21 protein-coding genes and 2 pseudogenes are annotated in these 21,807 nt (G+C 43.6%); 11 read left to right on the top strand and 12 right to left on the bottom strand.

All coding sequences use genetic code 11. The features are described 5' to 3' along the window. The first annotated feature begins 35 nt into the window (after positions 1–35). Positions 36–599, top strand: coding sequence for a YdeI/OmpD-associated family protein (locus tag QVP90_RS09235; RefSeq protein WP_021936254.1), 564 nt, complete (start codon positions 36–38; stop codon positions 597–599). Positions 600–812: 213 nt separating this feature from the next. Here the strand turns inward: QVP90_RS09235 and QVP90_RS09230 are convergent. After that, positions 813–2,273 (bottom strand): annotated as a pseudogene (locus QVP90_RS09230) (TonB-dependent receptor plug domain-containing protein); the annotation flags it as partial. 194 nt (positions 2,274–2,467) lie between these two features. Between QVP90_RS09230 and QVP90_RS09225 the strand changes: the two are divergent. Beyond that, positions 2,468–3,793, top strand: coding sequence for a rhamnogalacturonidase (locus QVP90_RS09225; protein ID WP_021936252.1), 1,326 nt, complete (start codon positions 2,468–2,470; stop codon positions 3,791–3,793). A gap of 125 nt (positions 3,794–3,918) precedes the next feature. Here QVP90_RS09225 and QVP90_RS09220 read toward each other — a convergent pair whose 3' ends face one another. The 4 genes from QVP90_RS09220 to QVP90_RS09205 all read right to left on the bottom strand — a co-directional run bounded on the left by QVP90_RS09220 (position 3,919) and on the right by QVP90_RS09205 (position 9,644). Further along, positions 3,919–4,125, bottom strand: coding sequence for a hypothetical protein (locus QVP90_RS09220; protein WP_005924583.1), 207 nt, complete (start codon positions 4,123–4,125; stop codon positions 3,919–3,921). Positions 4,126–4,177: 52 nt separating this feature from the next. Then, positions 4,178–7,036, bottom strand: coding sequence for a TolB family protein (locus QVP90_RS09215; protein ID WP_021936250.1), 2,859 nt, complete (start codon positions 7,034–7,036; stop codon positions 4,178–4,180). A gap of 135 nt (positions 7,037–7,171) precedes the next feature. Further along, on the bottom strand, positions 7,172–7,618 hold the full coding sequence (locus tag QVP90_RS09210) for a GNAT family N-acetyltransferase (protein WP_021936249.1): 447 nt from the start codon (positions 7,616–7,618) through the stop codon (positions 7,172–7,174). A gap of 406 nt (positions 7,619–8,024) precedes the next feature. Continuing rightward, positions 8,025–9,644, bottom strand: coding sequence for an RluA family pseudouridine synthase (locus QVP90_RS09205; protein WP_021936248.1), 1,620 nt, complete (start codon positions 9,642–9,644; stop codon positions 8,025–8,027). Between the two features lie 425 nt (positions 9,645–10,069). Between QVP90_RS09205 and rlmF the strand changes: the two genes are divergently transcribed. Then, on the top strand, positions 10,070–10,960 hold the full coding sequence (gene rlmF, locus QVP90_RS09200; RefSeq protein WP_021936247.1) for a 23S rRNA (adenine(1618)-N(6))-methyltransferase RlmF: 891 nt from the start codon (positions 10,070–10,072) through the stop codon (positions 10,958–10,960). Between the two features lie 31 nt (positions 10,961–10,991). Here the strand turns inward: rlmF and QVP90_RS09195 are convergent, their stop codons facing one another. Continuing rightward, the gene (locus QVP90_RS09195) at positions 10,992–11,915 is read right to left on the bottom strand and encodes a DMT family transporter (protein ID WP_005924604.1); all 924 of its coding nucleotides are present in this window, start codon (positions 11,913–11,915) and stop codon (positions 10,992–10,994) included. 83 nt (positions 11,916–11,998) lie between these two features. On the opposite strand from QVP90_RS09195, the gene QVP90_RS09190 reads away from it, so the two are divergent. From QVP90_RS09190 to QVP90_RS09175, 5 genes and pseudogenes are all read left to right on the top strand, one after another. Beyond that, positions 11,999–12,298 (top strand): nitrous oxide-stimulated promoter family protein, encoded by a 300-nt coding sequence (locus tag QVP90_RS09190; RefSeq protein ID WP_264381052.1) that lies wholly within the window; start codon positions 11,999–12,001, stop codon positions 12,296–12,298. A gap of 70 nt (positions 12,299–12,368) precedes the next feature. Next, positions 12,369–12,499, top strand: a pseudogene (locus QVP90_RS19870) (ATPase); the annotation flags it as partial. Between the two features lie 16 nt (positions 12,500–12,515). Next, positions 12,516–12,917 carry an FKBP-type peptidyl-prolyl cis-trans isomerase gene (locus QVP90_RS09185; protein WP_005924610.1) on the top strand — a complete coding sequence of 134 codons (402 nt, stop codon included), beginning with the start codon at positions 12,516–12,518 and terminating at the stop codon, positions 12,915–12,917. A gap of 86 nt (positions 12,918–13,003) precedes the next feature. Continuing rightward, a complete protein-coding gene (locus tag QVP90_RS09180) occupies positions 13,004–13,735 on the top strand; it encodes an SDR family NAD(P)-dependent oxidoreductase (protein ID WP_005924613.1) in 732 nt (243 codons plus the stop codon). Between the two features lie 100 nt (positions 13,736–13,835). Next, the gene (locus tag QVP90_RS09175; protein WP_021936246.1) at positions 13,836–14,111 is read left to right on the top strand and encodes a zinc ribbon domain-containing protein; all 276 of its coding nucleotides are present in this window, start codon (positions 13,836–13,838) and stop codon (positions 14,109–14,111) included. Positions 14,112–14,242: 131 nt separating this feature from the next. Here the strand turns inward: QVP90_RS09175 and QVP90_RS09170 are convergent, their stop codons facing one another. Both QVP90_RS09170 and QVP90_RS09165 read right to left on the bottom strand, forming a co-directional pair. Next, a complete protein-coding gene (locus QVP90_RS09170; RefSeq protein WP_005924619.1) occupies positions 14,243–14,521 on the bottom strand; it encodes a GNAT family N-acetyltransferase in 279 nt (92 codons plus the stop codon). Between the two features lie 16 nt (positions 14,522–14,537). Then, the gene (locus tag QVP90_RS09165) at positions 14,538–15,857 is read right to left on the bottom strand and encodes a TIGR01777 family oxidoreductase (protein WP_021936245.1); all 1,320 of its coding nucleotides are present in this window, start codon (positions 15,855–15,857) and stop codon (positions 14,538–14,540) included. 120 nt (positions 15,858–15,977) lie between these two features. Between QVP90_RS09165 and QVP90_RS09160 the strand changes: the two genes are divergently transcribed. Genes QVP90_RS09160 through QVP90_RS09150 form a run of 3 tightly spaced genes read left to right on the top strand, consistent with a single transcriptional unit; the run spans position 15,978 to position 18,744 of the window. Further along, the gene (locus QVP90_RS09160; RefSeq protein WP_021936244.1) at positions 15,978–16,817 is read left to right on the top strand and encodes a hypothetical protein; all 840 of its coding nucleotides are present in this window, start codon (positions 15,978–15,980) and stop codon (positions 16,815–16,817) included. Between the two features lie 33 nt (positions 16,818–16,850). Then, positions 16,851–17,828: a lytic transglycosylase domain-containing protein gene (locus QVP90_RS09155; protein WP_021936243.1), complete on the top strand. Its 978-nt coding sequence runs from the start codon at positions 16,851–16,853 to the stop codon at positions 17,826–17,828. A gap of 46 nt (positions 17,829–17,874) precedes the next feature. Continuing rightward, entirely contained in the window at positions 17,875–18,744 is an 870-nt protein-coding gene (locus tag QVP90_RS09150; RefSeq protein WP_005924631.1) for an ion transporter, read from the top strand. Positions 18,745–18,783: 39 nt separating this feature from the next. On the opposite strand, the gene QVP90_RS09145 is transcribed toward QVP90_RS09150, so the two are convergent. From QVP90_RS09145 to QVP90_RS09130, 4 genes are all read right to left on the bottom strand, one after another. Continuing rightward, positions 18,784–19,215 (bottom strand): ribosomal maturation YjgA family protein, encoded by a 432-nt coding sequence (locus QVP90_RS09145; protein WP_005924634.1) that lies wholly within the window; start codon positions 19,213–19,215, stop codon positions 18,784–18,786. 12 nt (positions 19,216–19,227) lie between these two features. After that, positions 19,228–19,749 (bottom strand): DUF2867 domain-containing protein, encoded by a 522-nt coding sequence (locus tag QVP90_RS09140; protein WP_021936242.1) that lies wholly within the window; start codon positions 19,747–19,749, stop codon positions 19,228–19,230. 180 nt (positions 19,750–19,929) lie between these two features. Continuing rightward, positions 19,930–20,703, bottom strand: a complete 774-nt coding sequence (locus QVP90_RS09135) for a TIGR03915 family putative DNA repair protein (RefSeq protein WP_005924640.1) — start codon at positions 20,701–20,703, stop codon at positions 19,930–19,932. A 102-nt stretch (positions 20,704–20,805) separates the two neighbouring features. Continuing rightward, positions 20,806–21,807 (bottom strand): putative DNA modification/repair radical SAM protein (locus tag QVP90_RS09130; protein WP_288204172.1); only part of this gene is annotated, 1,002 nt, incomplete at its 5' end.

Genomic DNA, 21,807 nt, shown 5'->3' with positions numbered 1-21,807 from the left:
ACTCCGGATAAAGAACGATTATACGATACTTAAAGATGGATGACAAAGAACTTATTTTTGAAACCAGGGCATTGTTTCGAGAATGGCTGGAAAACGCAGGTACAACGAGCGACGGGATTTGGTTGGTATTTGCGAAAACCAATACGCTAAAAACACTGTCGGCTCATGAAGCACTCGAAGAAGCATTGTGCTTTGGCTGGATAGATGGTCAGATGCAATCCATCAATGAGGACAAGTATAGAAAATATTTTGCCCGGCGAAGAGAAAAAAGCAATTGGTCGGACAAGAACAAAGAGCTGGTTCGGAAACTTATTCAAAAGGGACTAATGACTCCGAAAGGAATGGAAGCCGTAGCCTGTGCCAAACAAAACGGACAGTGGGACAACTCCAAACGTAGCACTGCTTCCGAAGAACAAATCCGGATGTTCAGACAGCTCATTGAGCCGCACGAACCTGCTTATACAAATCTATTGGCTATGTCCGATTCTGTGCAACGTACCTATACATTGTTTTATCTGGATGCCAAATCGGATAAAACTCGCCAAACTCGTATGGAAAAGATTATCGACAGACTTAATAAGAACCTCAAACCCATGTAGCCACGACTTTTATGAATGTTGAAAGGGAAAGATAAAGCCGCATATCAGCACCGTGCTTAGCGACACTAAGCACGGTGCATACTACCTGTATGAATAGTGCTCAACAAAGGTAAGCACCCGGCTTACGGTCATTGGTATGCCTTTTCATTTTTTCTCTACGCCCTTTCACCCAGTACCCTCCCGATATAAGCAAGAAAATTTAGCTGTACCGCATCAGAACGTCACATCCATCTTCACCAAGGTACGCGGAGCTGCTACCGACATCGGCCGGAAAGAATACTCCTTATTCAACAAGTTATTAACCATAAACTGAAATGCAACCTCTTTTGTAGCCTTTACTCCCAGACGGATATCCACCGTAGCATAATCCGTATTGTGTTTTTTCCAATAAGTAGCTAATGTTTCGCCATCGATACTACCGAAAAGCAAATTACGCACATAATCCATCACTTCCGGATTGCCATTCGGTTTTTCACGCTCGTCCAACATGATATAATCCACCGCAAGCGTCTTACTTCTCCAAGCCACATTCATACCCAGATTTATACGTTTCCACTCAAAATCGAGCGTAGTTTTAAAAGTATGTTTCTGGCGATATTTCAAATATTTGGAATTATTCGACTTCTCTTTCATCTGCAAAGGATCGGTATAAGTATCCTCCAATGCATTACGTTCTTTATAATCCGCATCACGCGGCTCAGTGTATACATAGCCCAAGTTATAATACAGTTTCGTGTTCTTATTAAAATTATATACACCATTTGTGCTGACTTCCATCCCATAAATCCGCGCTTTGGAAACATTGTGGAATTGTGCTCCAATACCGAACCCTCCTTGACCAAGCAACATCTCGACCGCATCCGAAATGCTGTTTATCATCTTGTTGTTGCCATTATTGAACAATCCGAACTGGAATTCGATCATATCTTTATACTCGGTATAAAAACCTGCCACGTCCAACATCCCCTGAAGATTACCAAGCTTATACCTTTGCTTGAAACCAAGTTCGGCATTGAAACCTTTCTCCGCACGAATATTTTCATTCGGATATACACCTACCCCACCGATGTCCTTACGCAGATATTTCTCTACTACCGACGGATTGCGATACCCCTGTCCAAAGCTGGCGCGCAGAAAACTATAATCGGCAAGCTGACAATTCAACCCGGCACGCAAAACCGGACGAAAAGGAACTTTTGTCCCAAAAATCTTTGTTTCGGCCTCCCGGTAATGATTATTTATACGATAATATTCGGCACGCACTCCGGCCGAAACGCTCAGACGATCCCCAAAACGTTGATCGTATTGAAAAAAAACAGCCAGATTATCACTCTTATAAACCTGATCGATGGCCGAAGAATAGTGACGAGTATGCCGGAAAGTGGTTCCGGCAGTGATCTGTGCACCACTATCCCAGCGTTTATTAAACTGATAATCGAGAAAATAATCGTTACACTCATCCGTTCGCGTACTACCATTATTCCGTTCCGGATTAAGAATATCAGAGAGCCAAGGCACCAGATCACCGGGCATCTGCCTATTCTGCAACACACCCAAATCAGAGGGCAGACCACTTGCCATCATCCAGGCAATAAGGTCACAATAATCGGCAGTAGTAGCATTGGGGAAAATAGGATTCAACAAACCGAGCGCTCCGTTGACCGCACCATTCAAATCACCTTGCAAAAGCGGCTGCACCAAAGGCTAATCTCCACAATGGCTGATAATCACCCGCATCCTTCAATATACAAGTTAAAAAAGTCATTTTACACAGGACTAAAATCACCAAGATTTACCCATGATTCTCAGAAGTTTCTTATGTTTGCACACATAAATTATCAGTTGATCCTTTAATTCAAATTCAAACCATGAGATTCATTACATTACTACTTACTGCGTTTATCAGTTTACAATCGTTCAGCGAAGAAAAATTCCCGGATGGAACTCCCATTCCCGACTGGTTCAGACAAAATGAAGTTGTCAATATCCAGACATTAGGTAAGAAATACAACATTCTTGAATACGGTGTCATCAACGACAGCACCCTTCTCCAGACCGAGAAAATCCAATCGGTCATCGACCAGGCATCCCAACAGGGAGGTGGCGTTATCATCATCCCTAAAGGCACATACCTCAGCGGCTCTCTTTTCTTCAAACCGAAGACCCATCTGTATCTGGAAGAAGATGCCGTTTTAAAAGGAAGCGATGATATCAGCAACTTTCCTATTATCGATACGCGCATGGAGGGACAGAGCTTGTCATACTTTGCCGCATTGGTAAACGCCGATAAAGCAGACGGGTTCACGATCTCCGGAAAGGGAACCATCAACGGTAACGGGCTGCGTTACTGGAAGTCCTTCTGGCTGCGCCGCAAAGTGATACCCAAATGCACAAATATGGACGAATTACGTCCACGGTTGCTATACATCTCTAATAGTAACGATGTACAAATTTCCGGCGTCAGCCTTATCAACTCCCCTTTCTGGACTACCCATCTTTACCGTTGCAACCGTGTGAAGTTATTGAACCTGCATATTTTCTCTCCCGCCACCCCGGTAAAAGCTCCGAGCACCGACGGTATCGATATAGATGTTTGCAGCAATGTGTTGGTGAAAAATTGCTATTTATCAGTAAATGACGATGCCATTGCCCTGAAAGGCGGTAAAGGGCCGTGGGCGGATCAAGATCCCAATAACGGCGGCAACAGCAATATCATTATAGAAGATTGTACCTACGGTTTCTGTCACAGTGGCCTGACGTGCGGAAGCGAATCCATCCATAACCGCAATATTATCTTCCGCCGTTGCAAAATCAACAATGCGACCCGCCTTTTATGGCTGAAGATGCGTCCGGACACCCCACAAAAATATGAATATATCCTCGTAGAAGACATCACAGGAGATGCCAAAAGTTTCTTATATATCAAACCTTGGACACAATTTTTCGATCTCAAGGATCGCAAGGATATTCCGATGTCTTACTCCGACCATGTGACCCTGCGTAATATCGATCTTGAATGCGATGTATTCTTCCACGTAAGTCAATCCGACCAGTATAAACTGACAAACTTTACTTTCGAAAACTTGAATATCAAAGCAAAGAAACCAGAATGCAACAAAGAAATAATCAACCCGTTCATCTGGAAAAACGTAAAAGTAGTGCCTGTACAGGGAAATCCCTCAAGTAAGCATTAAAGATATGGATTCCACAACCCTCTTTGTTCTGTTACAAAACAAGAGGTTTGTGGAATCCGTATTTAAAAAGGTCAGATGACGGACCCTCCCATCTCGCAGTAAAAGAGCCCTCTCTTTGCAGGATATCAGAATTTTATCAATCGTTTAGGAGAACCGTGCCATGAACATCCCAGACAATACACTTCCGTAAAATCGAACCCTTCCGTCGAAGCTTCCTCATCTTTGGGAATCACAACTCCTTCTTTCGTGATATATACCAACAACCGGTCTCCTTGCTCGTTCTTTACATACATGCCGGCAATTTTACATTGTGGACAAAGCATTTTTCTCATCCGTTCTATTCTCCTCTTTTTTTAAAATTCGGCTGCAAAGATAATCCTATTATCAGAAACTAATAGAAAATAATGCCTCAACCTGAAACTTTCCATAATCGATCGGCTGAATCAACCGCACGCCTGTTGTGATCGGATAGCTCATCCGCAATACATTCCAATCGAAAATAAGGTCCGTTCCGAAAGAGCTTTGAGTGGTCCATGCACCCTTGCTACGGGCTTGATTACGTGACAAGTCATAGAACAGGTTGGCCCGCATTCTCCGGATATAGATCAGAGAACCGATACTGAAATCGGGAGAAAATATAGGAAGGGCATAATCTGCCTTAAACGCCCACTGCCGGTGCGTCTGATATTGGAAATTATATCCTCGCGGTTTCTCCAGCAAGTGTTTGGGAAGGTACAAAGCCTTGCCGTCAAGCTCCTGATACTGATATCCGAAACGAAGCATCAGCCCGTGATTACGAAGAATACCGGGCCAGTAAGTCGTTAACCGGCCTGCATAAAGGGCACCGTAATTCTCCTTGTTGAATGGAGTGGTGAGATACTGCAAACGGAGCTGGTAACCATTACGGGGTAAAATATCCCGTTGCGCTTTCCGCCTGTAATTATAGAACAATATTTCCGGCAACACATATTGGAAAGCATGAAACTCCCGGCTGCCATATTCCTGATACCGGTTATTCGTAAAATAATAACTCACCGCAGGCTGTATGCCGCGTATACGATGGTTACGGGTCAAGTTGAAAGGAAGATAAATCCGGGCTTCAGCCTCCAGATAAGTACGATCGGTATAATATCCCCGCGTCACCTGTTGCCCCTTGTCGTTCTGAGCCCAAGCCATATCAAAAGCTTTATCACCATAATCGGCAGCAATATTAACGACCGGAAACCAGCCTTGATAAGTAAACGACAGTTTGCCGTGATGGTAACCTTTATCATAATACCAGCCAGCCTGCATAATAGCCGTGTTCAAGGTGTTTTGAGACATGATGGTCGCCCCGGGTTTAACGATCGTACTCAGATCGGAAGCACTCGTGTTCATAGCTTCGGCCACATCATAATAGAAAGGCGCCCAACTATGAATCTTGAAAGTATGCACACCCTTCCGATAACGCTTGGGTTGAAAATCCACCGGTTCCAAACGAGCCGAATCCAGATTAAATTTCTCTTGTCCGGCCAAAGTCTCCACAAAGGGCATAGAGACCGGACGATCAAAATCTGTCTTCTCCGCTAAAAGACTATCTGCCGGAAGAGAAGCGATCCGGTAACCGTTTGCCTGATAATCAGCAAAGAACAGGCGATTTCCCGAATGTGTAAATGAAGGATCAAAGGCACCGAAGCGCGCACACGTCAAACGATAAACCTGACGGTCCGCCAGATCCAAACAATAAAGATTATTAGTTCCATTCGCCCCGGATTCGAAGTAAATCCGTCCGTCTTTCCAGACAGGAGAAGTAATATTAACAGAAGCAGTGCTCAACAGCTCTTCCCATTGCCCGGAAGAAGGGGTAAACTGCAACAGGCTGATTCCGGCATCTGTCACTGCAACCGCTACCACTTCATCCTGATCCGTAAACGTCAGTTCTTTAATAAAAGCATTGCCCGGCACCTGAAAAGCAAACAGTTCTTTACCATCTTCAAGCTCTACCAGTACAAGCTGATTCTTTCCGTCGACCGTAGTCCGTGAAACAGCAGCCACCTTTCCGTTTTTATCCACCGACGGAGAGAGATAACGCTGTCGGGGAGTGATACTTTTTATACGTCCCTCTTTCAGATCATAACACTTCAGCACGGAATAATTCTCATGTGTCCAGCGAAGACCGGGAACGATTTCTGTCCAGTATATCTTCCCGTTACGGTAGTCGAGACGGCTATTGATACTGCCGATATAACTCAACCGTTTCTCTTTCCCATGAACGATTGTCACCAGCGCATTGATATCTTTCAATCCCGACTTCACGGCAACCACCGTAGAATCATCGACCGGACAGGGATACCTGTACGAAGTATAATCTTTTTTATCGGGCGAATGATAGGATGGAACAAGACTGCAAGTATCCTGTTGTTCCCATTCCTTCCGCAAATAATCGAAAGTATCCTGATAAAGCCGTTTAAAGCTGCTTCCCGTATAATGTTTGAACGAACCCTCAAAGAAAATATTACGGACATAGCGGCTGGTCGTTTTATCCCAAATATCGGCTCCGTACCGTTGTCGTGCATAGGAAGTGAGATCATAACCCAGCGCGTAATACGTACCGGTATAATTCTTGTACGAACCCAATAACCATTTATCGAAAGAATAAAACTTATCCCCTCCCAACATTTGTGCACGATAAGCCATATTAAACTCCGGCAACCGTCCTCTACCACCGTTAGACATAGCCGTTTCAGTACCTACCGCATCGCCCTCCAGAAACCAGACCGGCAGAAAAAAGGCAGCAACGCCCGCCGCCTGCTCACCTATCAGATAATAAAAAGGCTTGAAAATTCCACTCATCACCTTTCCTGTCTGAAATACATGACGTGATTCGTGCAGTACCAGATGTTTATCCCACCTCTGAACTCCCAGATCGGAAGAAGGAGTCGTGATAAGTTCCATTCGGCGGGGAGCCCACGACACCATACCGTTGGACTGCATATTGGCAGGATGAAGAATAACGGGAAACCGGGCTTTTATCGGCTTACCGATGGTTTTCTGTATATGGGGGTAAGCATTTTCAAGATAAAGTGCATAATGATAAGCCATAGAATCCGTTCCCTGCGGATAAACCAGATTATAGTGCGGTAACCGCACGATATTCCATTTAAAACGGGCCGGATCCGAACCATAATCCATAAATTGGGCGCGAATACTAATCGAAGCCGACAGACAGATAAACAAAAGAAAGAGATATTTCGATTTTGACATTTACAAGGTTCATTTAATTGACAGCTACAAAACTATAAAAAATCTTCTGGGTTATCAGCTAAAAGTAAATAAAATCGGAAATAAGTACCACAATATTCAAATAAAAGAAATGATTGTCCGCATGAACTCACAAAGCTACACAGACTTTTTATCCGATAATTGCATATGCAGAATCGGGAAAGGCTTTCCCATTCCATCTACAGCATCCCGACCGACAACTTCAAAACCTCTGTTCTGATAAAAGTGAAATGCTTTCTCATTTTGCTCGTTCACGTCAACTTTATATATCCGTTTTTCATGAACGGCAAAATCAATCAAACACTTGCCATATCCCCGTCCCTGCTCATCGGGATGCACGAAAAGCATTTCTATGTTATCTTCGCTCAATCCTAAAAATGCCGCAATCCGGCCGGTACTGCCGCGAAGCATATAAAGCTCTACGGCCTGAAAATACTCATCCCGCACCAGAGGTTTATAAAACAGAATATCATTTTCCGTCAGAAAGTGATGAGTACTACGGACTGCCAGCTCCCATATCCGGAGCAATTCATCATAGTCTTGCGTATCGGGTTGTTCGATCATAAAATATTCCGGTTATTAATTCGATTGTAAATATAAAGCTTTTTTCTATTATGCTACCTTCCGTTCCGTACAAATGTTCTCAGCCTTCATTCAAGACCGTTTCACAATGCAATAATCCCTATGATAAAAGAACCGTCTTATCAGAACTAATCCAATGCCAGACACGTCAATATATCCCTAATAATCAAACAGATATATTCCATCTTCTCTGAAGTCATATTTCCCACATCCAAAACATCCGGATGATTTCAGTAACAACATCCGGGTGTTCTGCATAAGAACATGGGGATGTTGTCAACCAAAACATGGGGATGTTTTACAACTAAGGATATAAACCTTGATGCAGTAACAATATACCTGCAAAACATGGAGAAGTAGCGTCTTCCATATATTACAAACATACTTATCAATACTCCGCTTTCCTTTCGAACTTCATCACCTGGCCTGATACCGGATGTATAAATTCTAAATATTCGGCATGCAGATAGAGCCGTTCTGCCCTTCTTCCATAAAGTTCGTCGCCTGCAATAGGGCAGTTCAATCCGAGGGGATGAGCGGCATGCACACGCAACTGATGTGTGCGTCCCGTCAATGGATAGAAAGCAATACGCGTCCGGTTCCCTTTTTTTTCAAGAACCTTATACCGGGTAATGGCAAGCTTGCCCGATTCTTCATGAACCACTTGCCGGGGCCTATCCAAAGGATCCGGACAAAGCGGTAGTTTTATCTCTCCTTCATCCTGCGCAGGCGTACCGTCCAACAAGGCAATATACCGTTTTTTCACCGTGCGGTTCTTAAACTGCGCCTGAAGATGCTGATGCACCTCTTTACTTTTGGCTATCAATAACAAACCGGATGTCGCCATATCCAACCGATGCACGATTATCGGCCCCGTAGCATCCGGATATAGCTCTTTCACTATACTATACACAGAACCGGCACTCCCCTTCCCCGGAACGGAAAGCATACCAGCCGGCTTATCGATCACCAACAACCAGTCATCTTCAAAAAGGACCTCCAGTTCCGTATCGTCACACGGACTTTTTGATAACGGATCGGGTTCCACATCCAGTCCTTTCAACATATGTTGCAGTATCGGTTCACACTTTCCTTTACAAGCAGGGTAGTAATAGCCGTGATGCCGAATCTCCGTTTTAGGCGAATTTCCCCACCAGAATTCGGCCATAGCAATCGGCTTCAATCCATGCATATAAGCATATTGCAACAACTTCGGAGCAGCACATTCGCCGGCTCCTGCAGGAGGAGTTTTCTGTACCGTCTGCTCGAAGATCACACATAAATCCTTCACCTCCCCAAGCCCGTTTCTCATCTTAAATTGTTCGAAAAGTCTTTGTTGTAATTCTGCCGAGCGCTTCTTTCTTTCTATCTTAAGCGATTCCATCTGCCTATCATATGCATCAACCTCTGTTTGCAAGACAGCCACTCTATTTTTCCAATACTTTTCCAGACGCTTTAATTCGGCTTTTTGGTATTGGCTCTCACGCACCATAGCAGCCTGCTCCTCCTCATCCGGGTGTTGCTTCCGACGCTGCGCACGTGCTTCTTTGGCAACCTTCAAAACAGATTTGGCTTTCTCCGTCTCCTGCCTGCCCGCATGTATCTCTTCCTCCAATCTCTGTTTCAAATCCAGATAATGCGGATGTTGCTCCAACTTTCTGATCCGGGTATTAATGGCCGATATGTTTTCCTCTTCTATTTTAAAGAAGCCATCCGGCTGCAACAAGTCATATACAGGAGGAACAAAGAATGAATGCAGATTTCTACCGGCCAGATTACCGGAAAAAGCAGCCAAATAACCAATCTCGTCCTCTTTGGTCTGTACGACCAGTACGCCGAACATCTTGCCCTCACGCAGTTCTTCCTGCCAATCGTCCTGTGCCGCGATGTAAGCCTGTACCTCTTCGGCTGCCATGACGCACAAAGGATGGGGAGTATAATGAAAAGGATAAGTGAATTGTCCGGGCAAAGCGATGTGAACAATAGATCGGGCAAAATGATGCAACATATATTTTCAAACTATTTGAAACAGGATTGTCTTTGAACTCCTGATGGAGTTATTGCTTGCAAAATAAATTCTATTTGCCCAGTATTGCAAATATTACCAATGAAAGTTTGACCCGTTATCATAAAAAAACATCATTTTTCTGCATCTCTTTTTGAACAAAAAATCATCTGATGCGTTTATAATTATGCAAATCAGCCTGAAGCTCTTTATGCATATGCGAATACCCATAATGAAGCGACCGTATGCCTCCCCGGCATAGACAGGTAAGATTGCATAGTAGTTTTGTCGTGTTTTATTTTGTGTTTGTGTTGTGACGGTGCTGCGATGTGAATCGAAGTACCGTTTTTTTATATACATGTAAAGATTATCATTTTTAATCGAAGCGGATTTGCTATCAGAAAGTTTCTCCGTATCTTTGTCCTATCATGGCAGAAAGGAACGAATTACACCCCAAAAACAAGCATAACGGACAGTATGATTTCACCAAACTGACCGAAGATTATCCTCCGCTCAAAAAGTTTGTATCACTCAATCCATACGGTTCTCAAACGATTGATTTTTTTAATCCACAGGCAGTAAAGGCACTGAATAAAGCATTGCTGATCAGTTATTATGGCATTCGATATTGGGATATTCCGAAAAATTATCTGTGTCCGCCTATCCCGGGAAGGGCCGACTACATTCATTATATTGCCGAGTTGATCGGTACGGAAAATACGGCAACCGGAATATCCGGACGGAAATGTCTGGATATCGGCGTAGGAGCCAATTGCATTTACCCGATCATCGGGTGTACGGAGTACGGCTGGACTTTCGTGGGTTCGGACATCGACCCTGTTTCGATAGCAAATGCCAGAAAAATAGTAACCTGTAATCCGGTACTGGTGCATCGGATTGAACTGCGGCTTCAGAAAGACAGACGGAATATCTTTGAAGGAGTTATATTGCCCGACGATTTTTTCGATGTCACAATATGCAATCCTCCTTTTCACAGTTCAAAAGAGGAGACGGAAGAGGGTACGTTACGCAAACTCAGCAGCCTGAAAGGAAAGAAGGTGTCGAAAGCTCAACTGAATTTCGGAGGGAATGCCAACGAATTATGGTGTGAAGGTGGAGAACTCCGGTTTCTGCTGAATATGATCACCGAAAGCCGGAAGTTCCGAAAAAACTGCAAATGGTTCACCAGCCTGGTATCTAAAGAGAAAAATCTGGATAAGCTATACGCCAAACTCAAATCAACCGGTGTTGCCGAATATCGAACGATACAAATGCAACAAGGCACAAAAAACAGCCGGATATTGGCTTGGCGGTTTTAGCCAACAAGCCTTTCTTTTTCAGAGCCGGATATCAATGACGACGCAACAGATGCAGAAATAAATGATTAATGTGCCCCACAACCGACTTCCCGACAACAATAAAAGTCACGGCAACCAGTATCATCAGTATTCCTAAGACAAGGCGGGGGGTAAGTCGTTCACCGAAAATCATCACACCGAAAAAGAGAGCGGTGACGGGTTCCAATGCTCCCAAAATGGCAGTAGGGGTAGAACCGATGCTATGTATCGAGATGGCCGTACAAATAAGTGAAATAACAGTAGGCAGAAAAGCCATTGCCAGTATATTGACCCATGCTGGAAAAGAAGGAACTGCCTGTAGATCGGTCATAAAATTCAGACGGACTACATAAATGGACAGCCCGAAAAGCAAGGCATAAAAAGTCAGTTTGGCTGTCGACATGGTTTTGAGTGTGGAATGGTTGACGCCGACAATATAGATGGCATAGGATAATGACGAAAGAATGACCAATAACATTCCTATCAGACTGAGCGTTTCTCCGCTATCCCCCTTATACAACATGCCGATACCCGAAAGTGCCATAAGAATACAAAATACAGTCAGCAATGATATCTTCTCATGAAAAAACAAAAACATAATGACCGCTACCATCACCGGATATACAAAAAGAATGGTAGATGCAATGCCCGCGTCCATATGCTTATAACTCATGAACAAAAGCAGTGAAGAAGCAGAAAAAAGCAATCCTCCTGCCAGTAGCGGAAGTACTTCGTTCTTTTTCAGAGCAAACGACTGCCCTTGTATTTTCATCAGAATACCTAAAATAAGCACAGCAAATGCATACCGGTAAAACAATACGGAATCCACACTCAATCCTTCTTTATACAAAGGAAGGGTAAACAACGGATTCATGCCATACGTGGCAGCAGCTACGGCTCCACATACAAATCCTTTCGCTTTATTGCTTATATTCATAACAAGGCTCTTAATTTCGGGGTGCAAAGATACATCTTTTTAAAACAGGATGGTTATATTTGTATCTCCTAAAAAAATAAAAATTGAGCAAGAACCGTATAACCCGTGAAAAAAAGACAGTAGAACTGATGATCCGCCTCTACTGCCGTAAAAAAGAGAAAAACCAAACTCTCTGCCCGTCATGTGAAGAGCTGTTACATTATGCCCACGCACGACTGGACCGTTGCCCTTTCGGCGAAAAGAAAAGCTCCTGCAAGCGATGTACCGTACACTGTTACAAATCGGTCCTACGCAAGCAAATGCAAAAAGTGATGCGCTTTTCCGGCCCCCGTATGCTGATCTATGCCCCGTGGGCGGCAATAAGGCATCTGTTCGGCCTATAAAAGATATTAGCATACTTACATTATTGCTTTATAATAATTATCTTTGCGTAATTATCAAACAATAAAACCATGGTATATGCAAAAAGTGCTTCAGCCCTCTATTCTATGACACCCCAAAATAAAATATGTACCATTGAAATGGTTAAAGAAGCCGTATATCAAATTATCGACTCATTCAAATATACATATTCCGAGAAACTTATTAATAATTATCCATATGAGCCTGAAACATAAAGATTACAAAGAAGCCAACATCCGTTTTCTGGAAGAAAATCTGGAAAAGGAGGGGGTTATGGAACTACCCTGTGGCATACAGTACAAGATTCTGCTAAAAGGTACCGGACCGGTACCCACTGCCAAAAACACGGTAAAGGTACACTACCGGGGGACATTAATAGATGGCAAAGTATTCGATGATTCATTTGCACGCAAACGCCCGGAAATTTTTAAAGTGAAAGAGGTTATCGAAGGATGGCAGGAAGCACTGAAAGCCATGCCGGTAGGTTCACGCTGGATCGTTTATATTCCTTACGAATTGGGATACGGCACACGGGCTTGCGGAAATATCCCCGCCTACTCCACACTTATTTTTGAAATAGAACTGCAAGGTATAAAATAAAGTAAATCAACTACTCACCCATTTTTCGGAAGATTTAATTATCTTTGTCTCTGCCAATAAAAATACGAATCATATAAAAACAAATAATGAAGCGAGCAATCATCATAGGGGCTACTTCCGGAATAGGCAAAGAAGTTGCCAAAGGATTATTGTTGCAGGGATGGAAAATAGGAGTTGCCGGCAGGCGAAAAACCGCGTTAGACGCATTCCGTACGATTGCTCCTGACAATATAGAAGTGGAAACACTGGATGTGACACAGGAGGATGCTACGGAAAGACTACACAGCCTCATCAAGAAATTGGGTGGAATGGATCTGTTTCTCTTAAGTTCCGGTGTGGGACATCAGAATATGGAATTAAATGCAGATATCGAACTGAACACTGCACGTACCAATGTCGACGGATTCATACGAATGGTCACTGCCGCTTTTCAGTATTTCCGGCAACAAGGGAACGGACATCTGGCCGTTATCAGTTCCATTGCCGGTACCAAGGGCTTGGGTGTTGCTCCGGCATATTCGGCTACCAAACGGTTTCAGAACACCTATATCGATGCCCTCGAACAACTATCGAACATGCAAAAGTCAAACATCCGCTTCACGGATATCCGCCCGGGATTTGTATCAACCGAACTATTGAATGATGGAAAAAACTACCCGCTACTAATGAATGTAAATAAAGTAGGAATACACATTGTACGAGCCCTCAATCGCAAACAACGGGTGGTAACTATCGATTGGAGATATGCTGTCATCGTCTTTTTCTGGCGAATGATTCCACGTTGGTTATGGAAACGGCTACCTGTAAAAACAAACTGACTTAGCAAGATCGGATAACGCTCTTTTATAAGTAACCGCCATATTTGCCGGCAGTGCAAAAAAAAGCTTATCACAAAAAATAATAACTAAAAAACAAATGATGGAACAGAAATTTTGCCAAAGTTGCGGAATGCCATTGAGCGATGCAACTGTATTAGGAACAGAAACGAATGGTAGCAAAAATGAAGAGTATTGCTGCTATTGCTATGCCGACGGGCACTTTACAGTGGACTGCACGATGGATGAAATGATCGATCACTGTGCACTATTCGTGGATGAGTTCAATAAAGATTCCGAAATGAAAATGACAAAAGAAGAGGCTGTTGCCAACATGAAGCAGTTCTTCCCTCTATTGAAACGTTGGAAAAAAGCCTGAGTATCCCCGATAAGACAAGGTATATCCGGTATTCATACATAGCCGGATGCACATTTTGTGTCGTACACTAAAGTCGTACACTAAATATGTATCCGGCACATCATATGAAGAAAAGGTAATGCTCCTTTTTCTTATTTCTCTGCTCCTTCCAATACTTCCGGATGGCGTTTCAACCATGCTATGGCATATGTACAGGTAGCTTTCGGCTTTAATCCGTTAGCCATTGCATAGTCATATGCCGCTTTTACCAGAGCGGCGGCTATCCCCTGCCCTTCAATGGGGCGTGGAACAATGGTGTGAATAATATCGAGACTTCCGTTAAGTAAACGATATTGAACAAAGGCCGTGCGGCCATCTACTTCCGTTTCAAACAGCTTCTGTTCGGGCTGATGTCTAATTTCATAATCCATAATCTATCAGTTTTTTTTAAATGTATCTTGTCTGATCTATCCACAACAACCGGTTCGTATCATATCCCCGGCGTAATGCGGCGGTCAGTAATAATCTTTTCACATCTTCAGGCAATTGGGGAGTCCGGCTCAATATCCACAAATACTTATCGGAGCTACTGCCTATCAGTGCATAATTGTATCCCTCCCGATCCAATTCGAGTATATAATAATCGGAATAAAACCAAAGGAAGAAAGAGACTTTCAGACGTCCCGGCCTGGCGGTATCGGGAATCTTTGCACGGCCCACAGCTCGCCGGAATTTACTCCTGCCATGTGTATCCCGTTTATATCCGGCATTCAATACACTGATACTACCGTCAGGAGAAAGCTTGTAAGTAGCCGTAACCCCGGACATTCCCCGTTCGAAACGATGATCGTAACGGGCTATCTCATACCAACGTCCCATATACCGGGACACATCAAGACGATCGATCGTACTACGGTCTACTCCTCTGAAAAGCTGTCCGACTGTATTATCGGTAAAATGAAATCCTGCTTCCTCCAATCGTCTCGGGCGTACATATTGTCCGGTAGTAAGGAAAGCGGCACCTTCGCCATACATGATCCGGAAGATAAACCGGGGGGCAATAATCGTGCCCCAGGCATGATAGGCTTTTGCCAGTGCACGGGTAAAAGCAACCTGCGTAATTTGCTGTGGAGCAACAAGATTGAAAACACCTTGCAACGTATCATCTTCTATAAAAAGAGCCATCGCACGGCAAAGATCATCTATACTGATCCACGGAAAAGGTTGTGTGCCGGGACCGATGGCGGCGGCAAACTTCATGTTCAAGGGCCGGAGCATCTGTTCCATTGCTCCGCCGTCCGGAGAAAGTACAAGTCCGAAACGTGCTATGACCAAACGGGTCTGTGGCGGACAACGGCGGGCCTCCTTCTCCCAGGCATAGCAAAGATCGGACAGAAAGCCTTCTCCGCGTGTATTGGTATATTCATCAAAAGTTCCCGCAGAAGGATAATATCCCACGGCAGAAGCCGATATCATCAATCGGGGTTTCTGACGGCCTGCTCCCAGAGCGCGAACAATACGCTGCGTTACCCGTATACGGCTATCATATAACTCATGTTTATATTCCGGCGTCCATCGCTTATTGACAGGAGCACCGGCCAGGTTGATAATGACATCACAATGCGACAATGCCTGTACCAGGTATCCAAGCATCCCTTCCCGGAACATAGGTCTCCCTAACGGAACGACCCGATGTCCCTGTTCAGTAAAAAATGCGGTGAGATGTCTGCCTATAAAGCCACTGGCTCCGGTAATTGCTATATTCATGTGACGTAAACTGTTGTTAATGTATAGTACAAAACGTATTAAAAGCACGAAAAGTTCTTTGAAGCTGCTAAAATGAGTTTATCTTTGCAGAGGAATGACTAACCCGTAACCCATAGCCATATGATTGAAGCGCCCGAAGCCTGCTGCCTGTCAGAACAACTGAACAGAACGGTCAGAGGAAAGAGAATTACCAACGTATTCGCACAGTATACCCCCCATAAATTCGCCTGGTTTTATGGTAATCCGAAAGAATACCCCGAACGGTTGACCGGAAAAACCATCGATAAGATAAATCCCTGCGGCGGTATGATTGAAATCGAAGCCGGTGATATGATGCTTATCCTTACCGATGGTATCAACCTGCGTTACTTTACTCCCGGTGAAAAATTACCGGCCAGGCATCAATTGCTTATCGGATTTGAGGATGAGAGTTGCCTTGTTGCTTCCGTACGGATGTATGGAGGTTTATGGTGTTTTCCGAAAGAAGGATTCAATGCGCCCATAGCGGCTTATTACGAGACAGCCAAGAATAAGCCGCAAGTAATGACGGATGAGTTCTGTGAGTCGTATTTCAGAAAATTAATTTATGCGGATGAAGCACAAAAGAAAACAACAAAAGCTTTTCTGGCAACCGAACAGACCATCCCGGGATTGGGTAACGGAGTGCTACAGGATATCCTGTACAATGCCCGCATTCATCCGAAAACGCGAATCCATTCCTTGTCTGCCGGACAAAAGGAGGAACTCTATCACCAGATAAAATCCACTCTTCAAGAGATGTATAACTTGGGAGGGCGCAGCACAGAGACCGATCTCTTTGGCAAAAGCGGAGGATATATACCGCATCTCTCTAAAAATACATCCGGCACAATCTGTCCTCGTTGCGAAGATATGATAAAGAAAGAAAACTATCTGGGTGGCAGCATTTATTATTGTAGCGGCTGCCAACCGATTCAATAATGCGCACGCCGCATTGAACAATGATTTTATAGAATGAAAGAAAAACGTATTACTCTAATTTTAAGTATTGCTCTGGCAGTCTGCGCCGGAGCCACCATCCCGACCCTTATCAGCAGTATTCCACCTGTCGAACCGTATTCGGTAAAATCTGAAGTGCCCTATTGTGTCACCCCGCCAAGTGTTCCCGAGCAGGCTACTTTTGACGGCGAAACCATTGACTTGCGCCGGTATGACCGCCGTGAACGGATGGACCGGGAAATGATGTCCTTCACCTATATGCACTCTACTACCATGTTGATGTTGAAACGTGCCAACCGGTATTTTCCTATCGTGGAACCGATACTGAAAGCCAATGGCATCCCTGATGACTTCAAGTATCTGATGGTTATCGAGAGTAGCCTTAATCCGATTGCCCGCTCTCCGGCCGGAGCTGCCGGACTATGGCAATTCATGCCGGCTACCGGACGTGAATTCGGTCTGGAAGTGAACGACAATATAGATGAACGCTACAACGTGGAAAAAGCAACTGTTGCCGCCTGCAAATATTTCAAACAGGCTTACGAAAAGTATGGTGACTGGATGGCTGTATCTGCCGCATACAACGCAGGACAAGGACGTATCACCGCACAACTGGATAAACAATTGGCCGACCATGCCATGGATCTTTGGCTGGTAGAAGAAACATCACGCTACATGTTCCGTCTGTTGGCTGCCAAAGAGATATTCAACAATCCGCAACGTTTCGGTTTCCTGTTGAAACGCGAGCACCTCTATCCCCCTATTCCCTATAAAAAAGTGACGATCACCACCGCCATCGAGAATCTGGATGAGTATGCCAAACAAAACGGCATCACTTATGCACAATTGCGTGACGCTAATCCATGGCTGCGCGAACACTCATTAAAAAACAAAACACGCCGTACATACGTTTTACACATACCTACCCGGGAAGGAATGAACTATAACCCCAAGAAAACGATTCCACATAACCCGAAGTGGGTAATTGATTAATAATGGCACATTATTCATTGGCACATTGGCTAATTATTTTATTATTATGAATTTAAGAGAGCACTTCAAACATTTTCTACATAACAAAGAGTTAAAACATAAACTCTACATTATTATTTTCGAATCGGATACTCCGGCAGGAAAGTTGTTCGATGTGGCTCTTATCATCTGTATCACATTAAGTATTCTGCTTGCCATTCTGGAGAGCCTGCAGGGGCTTCCATCCTACCTGACGTTGCCATTCATCATACTTGAATACTTGTTTACAGCTTTCTTTACCTTTGAATATGTAACCCGTATTTATTGCTCTCCACAACCGAAGAAGTATATTTTCAGTTTTTTCGGTATCATTGATTTACTGGCCACACTGCCGTTGTATCTGGCTTTCTTTTTACCGGGAGCAAGATATCTGCTGGTGATCCGGGCGTTCCGTATCATCCGGGTTTTCCGTATATTCAAACTTTTCACTTTTTGGATGGAAGGTGAACGGTTGCTTACTTCACTAAAGGAAAGCAGCAAGAAAATAGCCGTCTTTTTCCTGTTTGTAGTGATACTCGTTGTTTCTATCGGTACCTTAATGTATATGATTGAAGGTACACAGCCCGGCACACAATTCAGCAACATACCCAACAGCATTTATTGGGCTATTGTCACCATGACAACAGTAGGTTATGGCGATATTACACCTGCAACGGCTTTAGGGAAATTCCTCTCTGCCTGTGTAATGCTAATGGGTTATACCATTATAGCAGTGCCCACAGGCATCGTATCCGTATCGATGATGAAAGAATATAAAAAGCTGAAAGATATGCAATGCCCTAATTGCCATAAAGCGGGACATGATGAGAACGCAGCGTACTGTAAATATTGTGGTTTTCCGTTACATAAAGATAGCTTACCCAAAGATAAAAAGTAAATGTCTCTTTATACTTTATGTGTAACGTTATCGTATTTTTCAAAGATACCAATGGGTCCGTTTTTTATAACCGATAAACGAGCGGGCTGCTTTTCTGCGTTGCACTATTTTACGTTCTGCATACTCCACCAACCCAAAAAGAGAGCACCCCACCGCGTAACATAAAATATCTTTCCAATCAAAAGTAGCCCCCAGAACAATCCGCGCAAATCCGTTATTTGACAATTCTAGCCTATCAGCCAACTGAAAATACTGAAGCAGCTCAATGAAACAAGCAAATACAAAGACATAAACGGGTAACCGCCGCAAAGAACGAAGTATGAAAATCCTGATAAAACAACAGATAAGTATCACTACCAATACATCTCCTATATAAGGACGGATAAATGCATCATGAATATATACGCCGATAATAATTTCGATTATCAATATCACAAAAAAGCAGGAAGCATAGATTATTCTTTTTTTCATAAATAAATCAAGTTAGTTAATGACCATACGCTTTAAAGCACGTTTCAATGTAGCCGGAACAATGATGGAATGAAACGGACGAATAAAGAAAAAGTACGTCCGCCCCCAATTATTATGAAACTGCACTAAAGTGGAAACGGTGACCTCTTTTACATTCGCCTCCATAGGACGCACGATTGCAGAAACATAGAACTGCAAATGTTTATCATCCGCCGTAAATACCGCTTCCTCCCTTGTCATATCCGGATGAGCAATTGCGAAATCTGATATTATCTTATGATATTCTGCCACTTCAGGGCCTTTCCCGCCTTTCAGTCCGAATGGTTCCACAAGACAATTACGAAGTTTCATCAAAGCCTCCACCCATTGCGGATAATTTGTAAACATAGTAATGAGTACATCCGCCGGACGAATATCTCTTTCAGCCGTTATCCTACAACAAAAGGTATCGACAAAGTCAACAGAGTCTATACGAGACAGAACAGATGTACTTATCATATTCCCGGCTTTCCGGATTTGTAGTGATTCATTCATAATAAAACTCGATACTTTTATGGAAAAAGAATGGGAGATGAACGTTCTCTGGCGAAGATACGGAATTTAGGCATACATCGGTTATCAAATACTCCAAAATCTACTCTAAACAGTTCCTTTACAATAAAAAGATGCCCGAACTATAAAATATCCCTAAATGGTAGAAGGAATTGAATAACCTCACTTCTGCTTTTCGGTAAGGTATTTCCAGTACCTCACAGGCATGTCTTGCTTATGTTTTCTCGGATTGAGCCTTTCCTTGATTGTAATGGATTTAAAATAGGTCTTCCAAAGCTGTTGAAACAATTTTTCATCTTTATCCATCAAACTTTCATCAAGCATTCCGGTTATCAGATGCGAGGCGTTGCTGTCATCATCAAAAGTAACTTCTTCTACGGTTTTCAAGTCATAATAAAAACCATAACGGCGTTTCATATCATAAATCAACCATTTCTGATCGGCAAAGCGGTCTTTAAAATGTTCGATAGTCAAAGGTAATGCGTTATGCTGCGGTTCAAAGGCTGCAAAGAAAGTACCATCCGCCGCTTTCTGAAAACGGACAAACTGAAACATCCGCAACCGTTCCCAATCCACGCGTTTCCATATTTTAGAGAGTTCCAATACATCCGGATCACCGAAATTCGTTTCAATGGAACGGGGAGCATCGATGGCCTTACGAATATAACGAAACAGTAACATACCGACTTCCGGCAACTCGGAAAGCCAACACCAAGTAATGGCCGAAAGAGCGGAGGCCGAAAGTTTCTTCTGTAATCCGCGCCATACCCGTCCGGCCTTTTCTTCATCAGTGGTTACCGTAAAGAATTCATCGTAAAATAAAGGTAAAGCCTCCCCCTCCGATAATAGCATATCGGGAAAAGATTTGCGAAAGTAAGCATCAAAAACAGCCGTCAGCAAGCCTTCAAAGGTTTTATCATAAACAAATAGGACCATGGGATTGACGATTAGACGATTTACAATTAGACGATTGAAATTACTTATGAATCTCTATATGACCTCAATCGTAAATCGTCAATCGTCTAATCGTAAATATCTTCATTCTTTAAAATTTAATATTAGTTGGTTTTCATCTATTTTCTTTTTAGGCTTCGAAAGTAGTAAGCTACGTACAGCCTGTGGAGTCATTTCGTTGACAGTTTTCATCGGGAGCTCGCTGCACGTGATGAAATACTGTGCTTTCTTCATCACTACTCCTATTTTTTTGAGCTGATAATACCCGAGCTTGGAATATCGGCGGGAAGCAATGATTAACTTTGCCGACTTTACACCGATGCCCGGCACACGAAGAATCAACTCATAATCCGCCCGGTTGATGTCGATCGGAAACTTTTCGGGATGCCGCAATGCCCACGACAATTTAGGATCTATCTCCAGATCGAGATCGGGATATGCATCATCTACAATCTCATCTACTTTAAACTGATAAAAACGCATCAACCAATCTGCCTGATAAAGACGGTTCTCGCGAACCAGAGGCGGTTGCTTCAAAGCCGGCAAACGGGTGTCATAGGTATTGACAGAAACATATCCGGAATAATAAACACGCTTCATCGTGGGGCGCTGGTACAGGGCAGAAGAAAGAAAAAGAATATCCTTATCCGTTTCGGCCGTGGCACCTACAATCATTTGCGTACTCTGTCCTGCCGGTGCAAACCGAGGTGCATGGCGGAATTTCTTCCTCTCTTCACTACTTTCCAATACCCCCTGCTGGATATACAGCATAGGAGCAAACACACTCTTATGATCTTTTTCGGGAGCTAACAGTTTTAGATTTTCTTCTTTGGGTATTTCGACGTTTACACTCAGACGGTCGGCATATCGCCCGGCCTCATTCACCAGTTCACGACTGGCCCCGGGGATACTCTTCAAATGGATATACCCGTTGAACCGATGGACTTCACGCAAGTCCCTGGCAACCCTTACCAGACGCTCCATCGTATAATCGGGATTCCGAACGACTCCCGAACTCAGAAACAATCCCTCGATGTAATTCCGACGATAAAACTCAATCGTCAGATCCACCAATTCGGATACGGA

Origin of the sequence: Bacteroides sp. CAG:189, assembly GCF_000432295.1 — a bacterium.
Lineage (GTDB): Bacteria > Bacteroidota > Bacteroidia > Bacteroidales > Bacteroidaceae > Bacteroides > Bacteroides salyersiae.
Note: the sequence above shows the minus strand (reverse complement) of the source record. Positions and strands in the feature narration are given on the sequence as shown.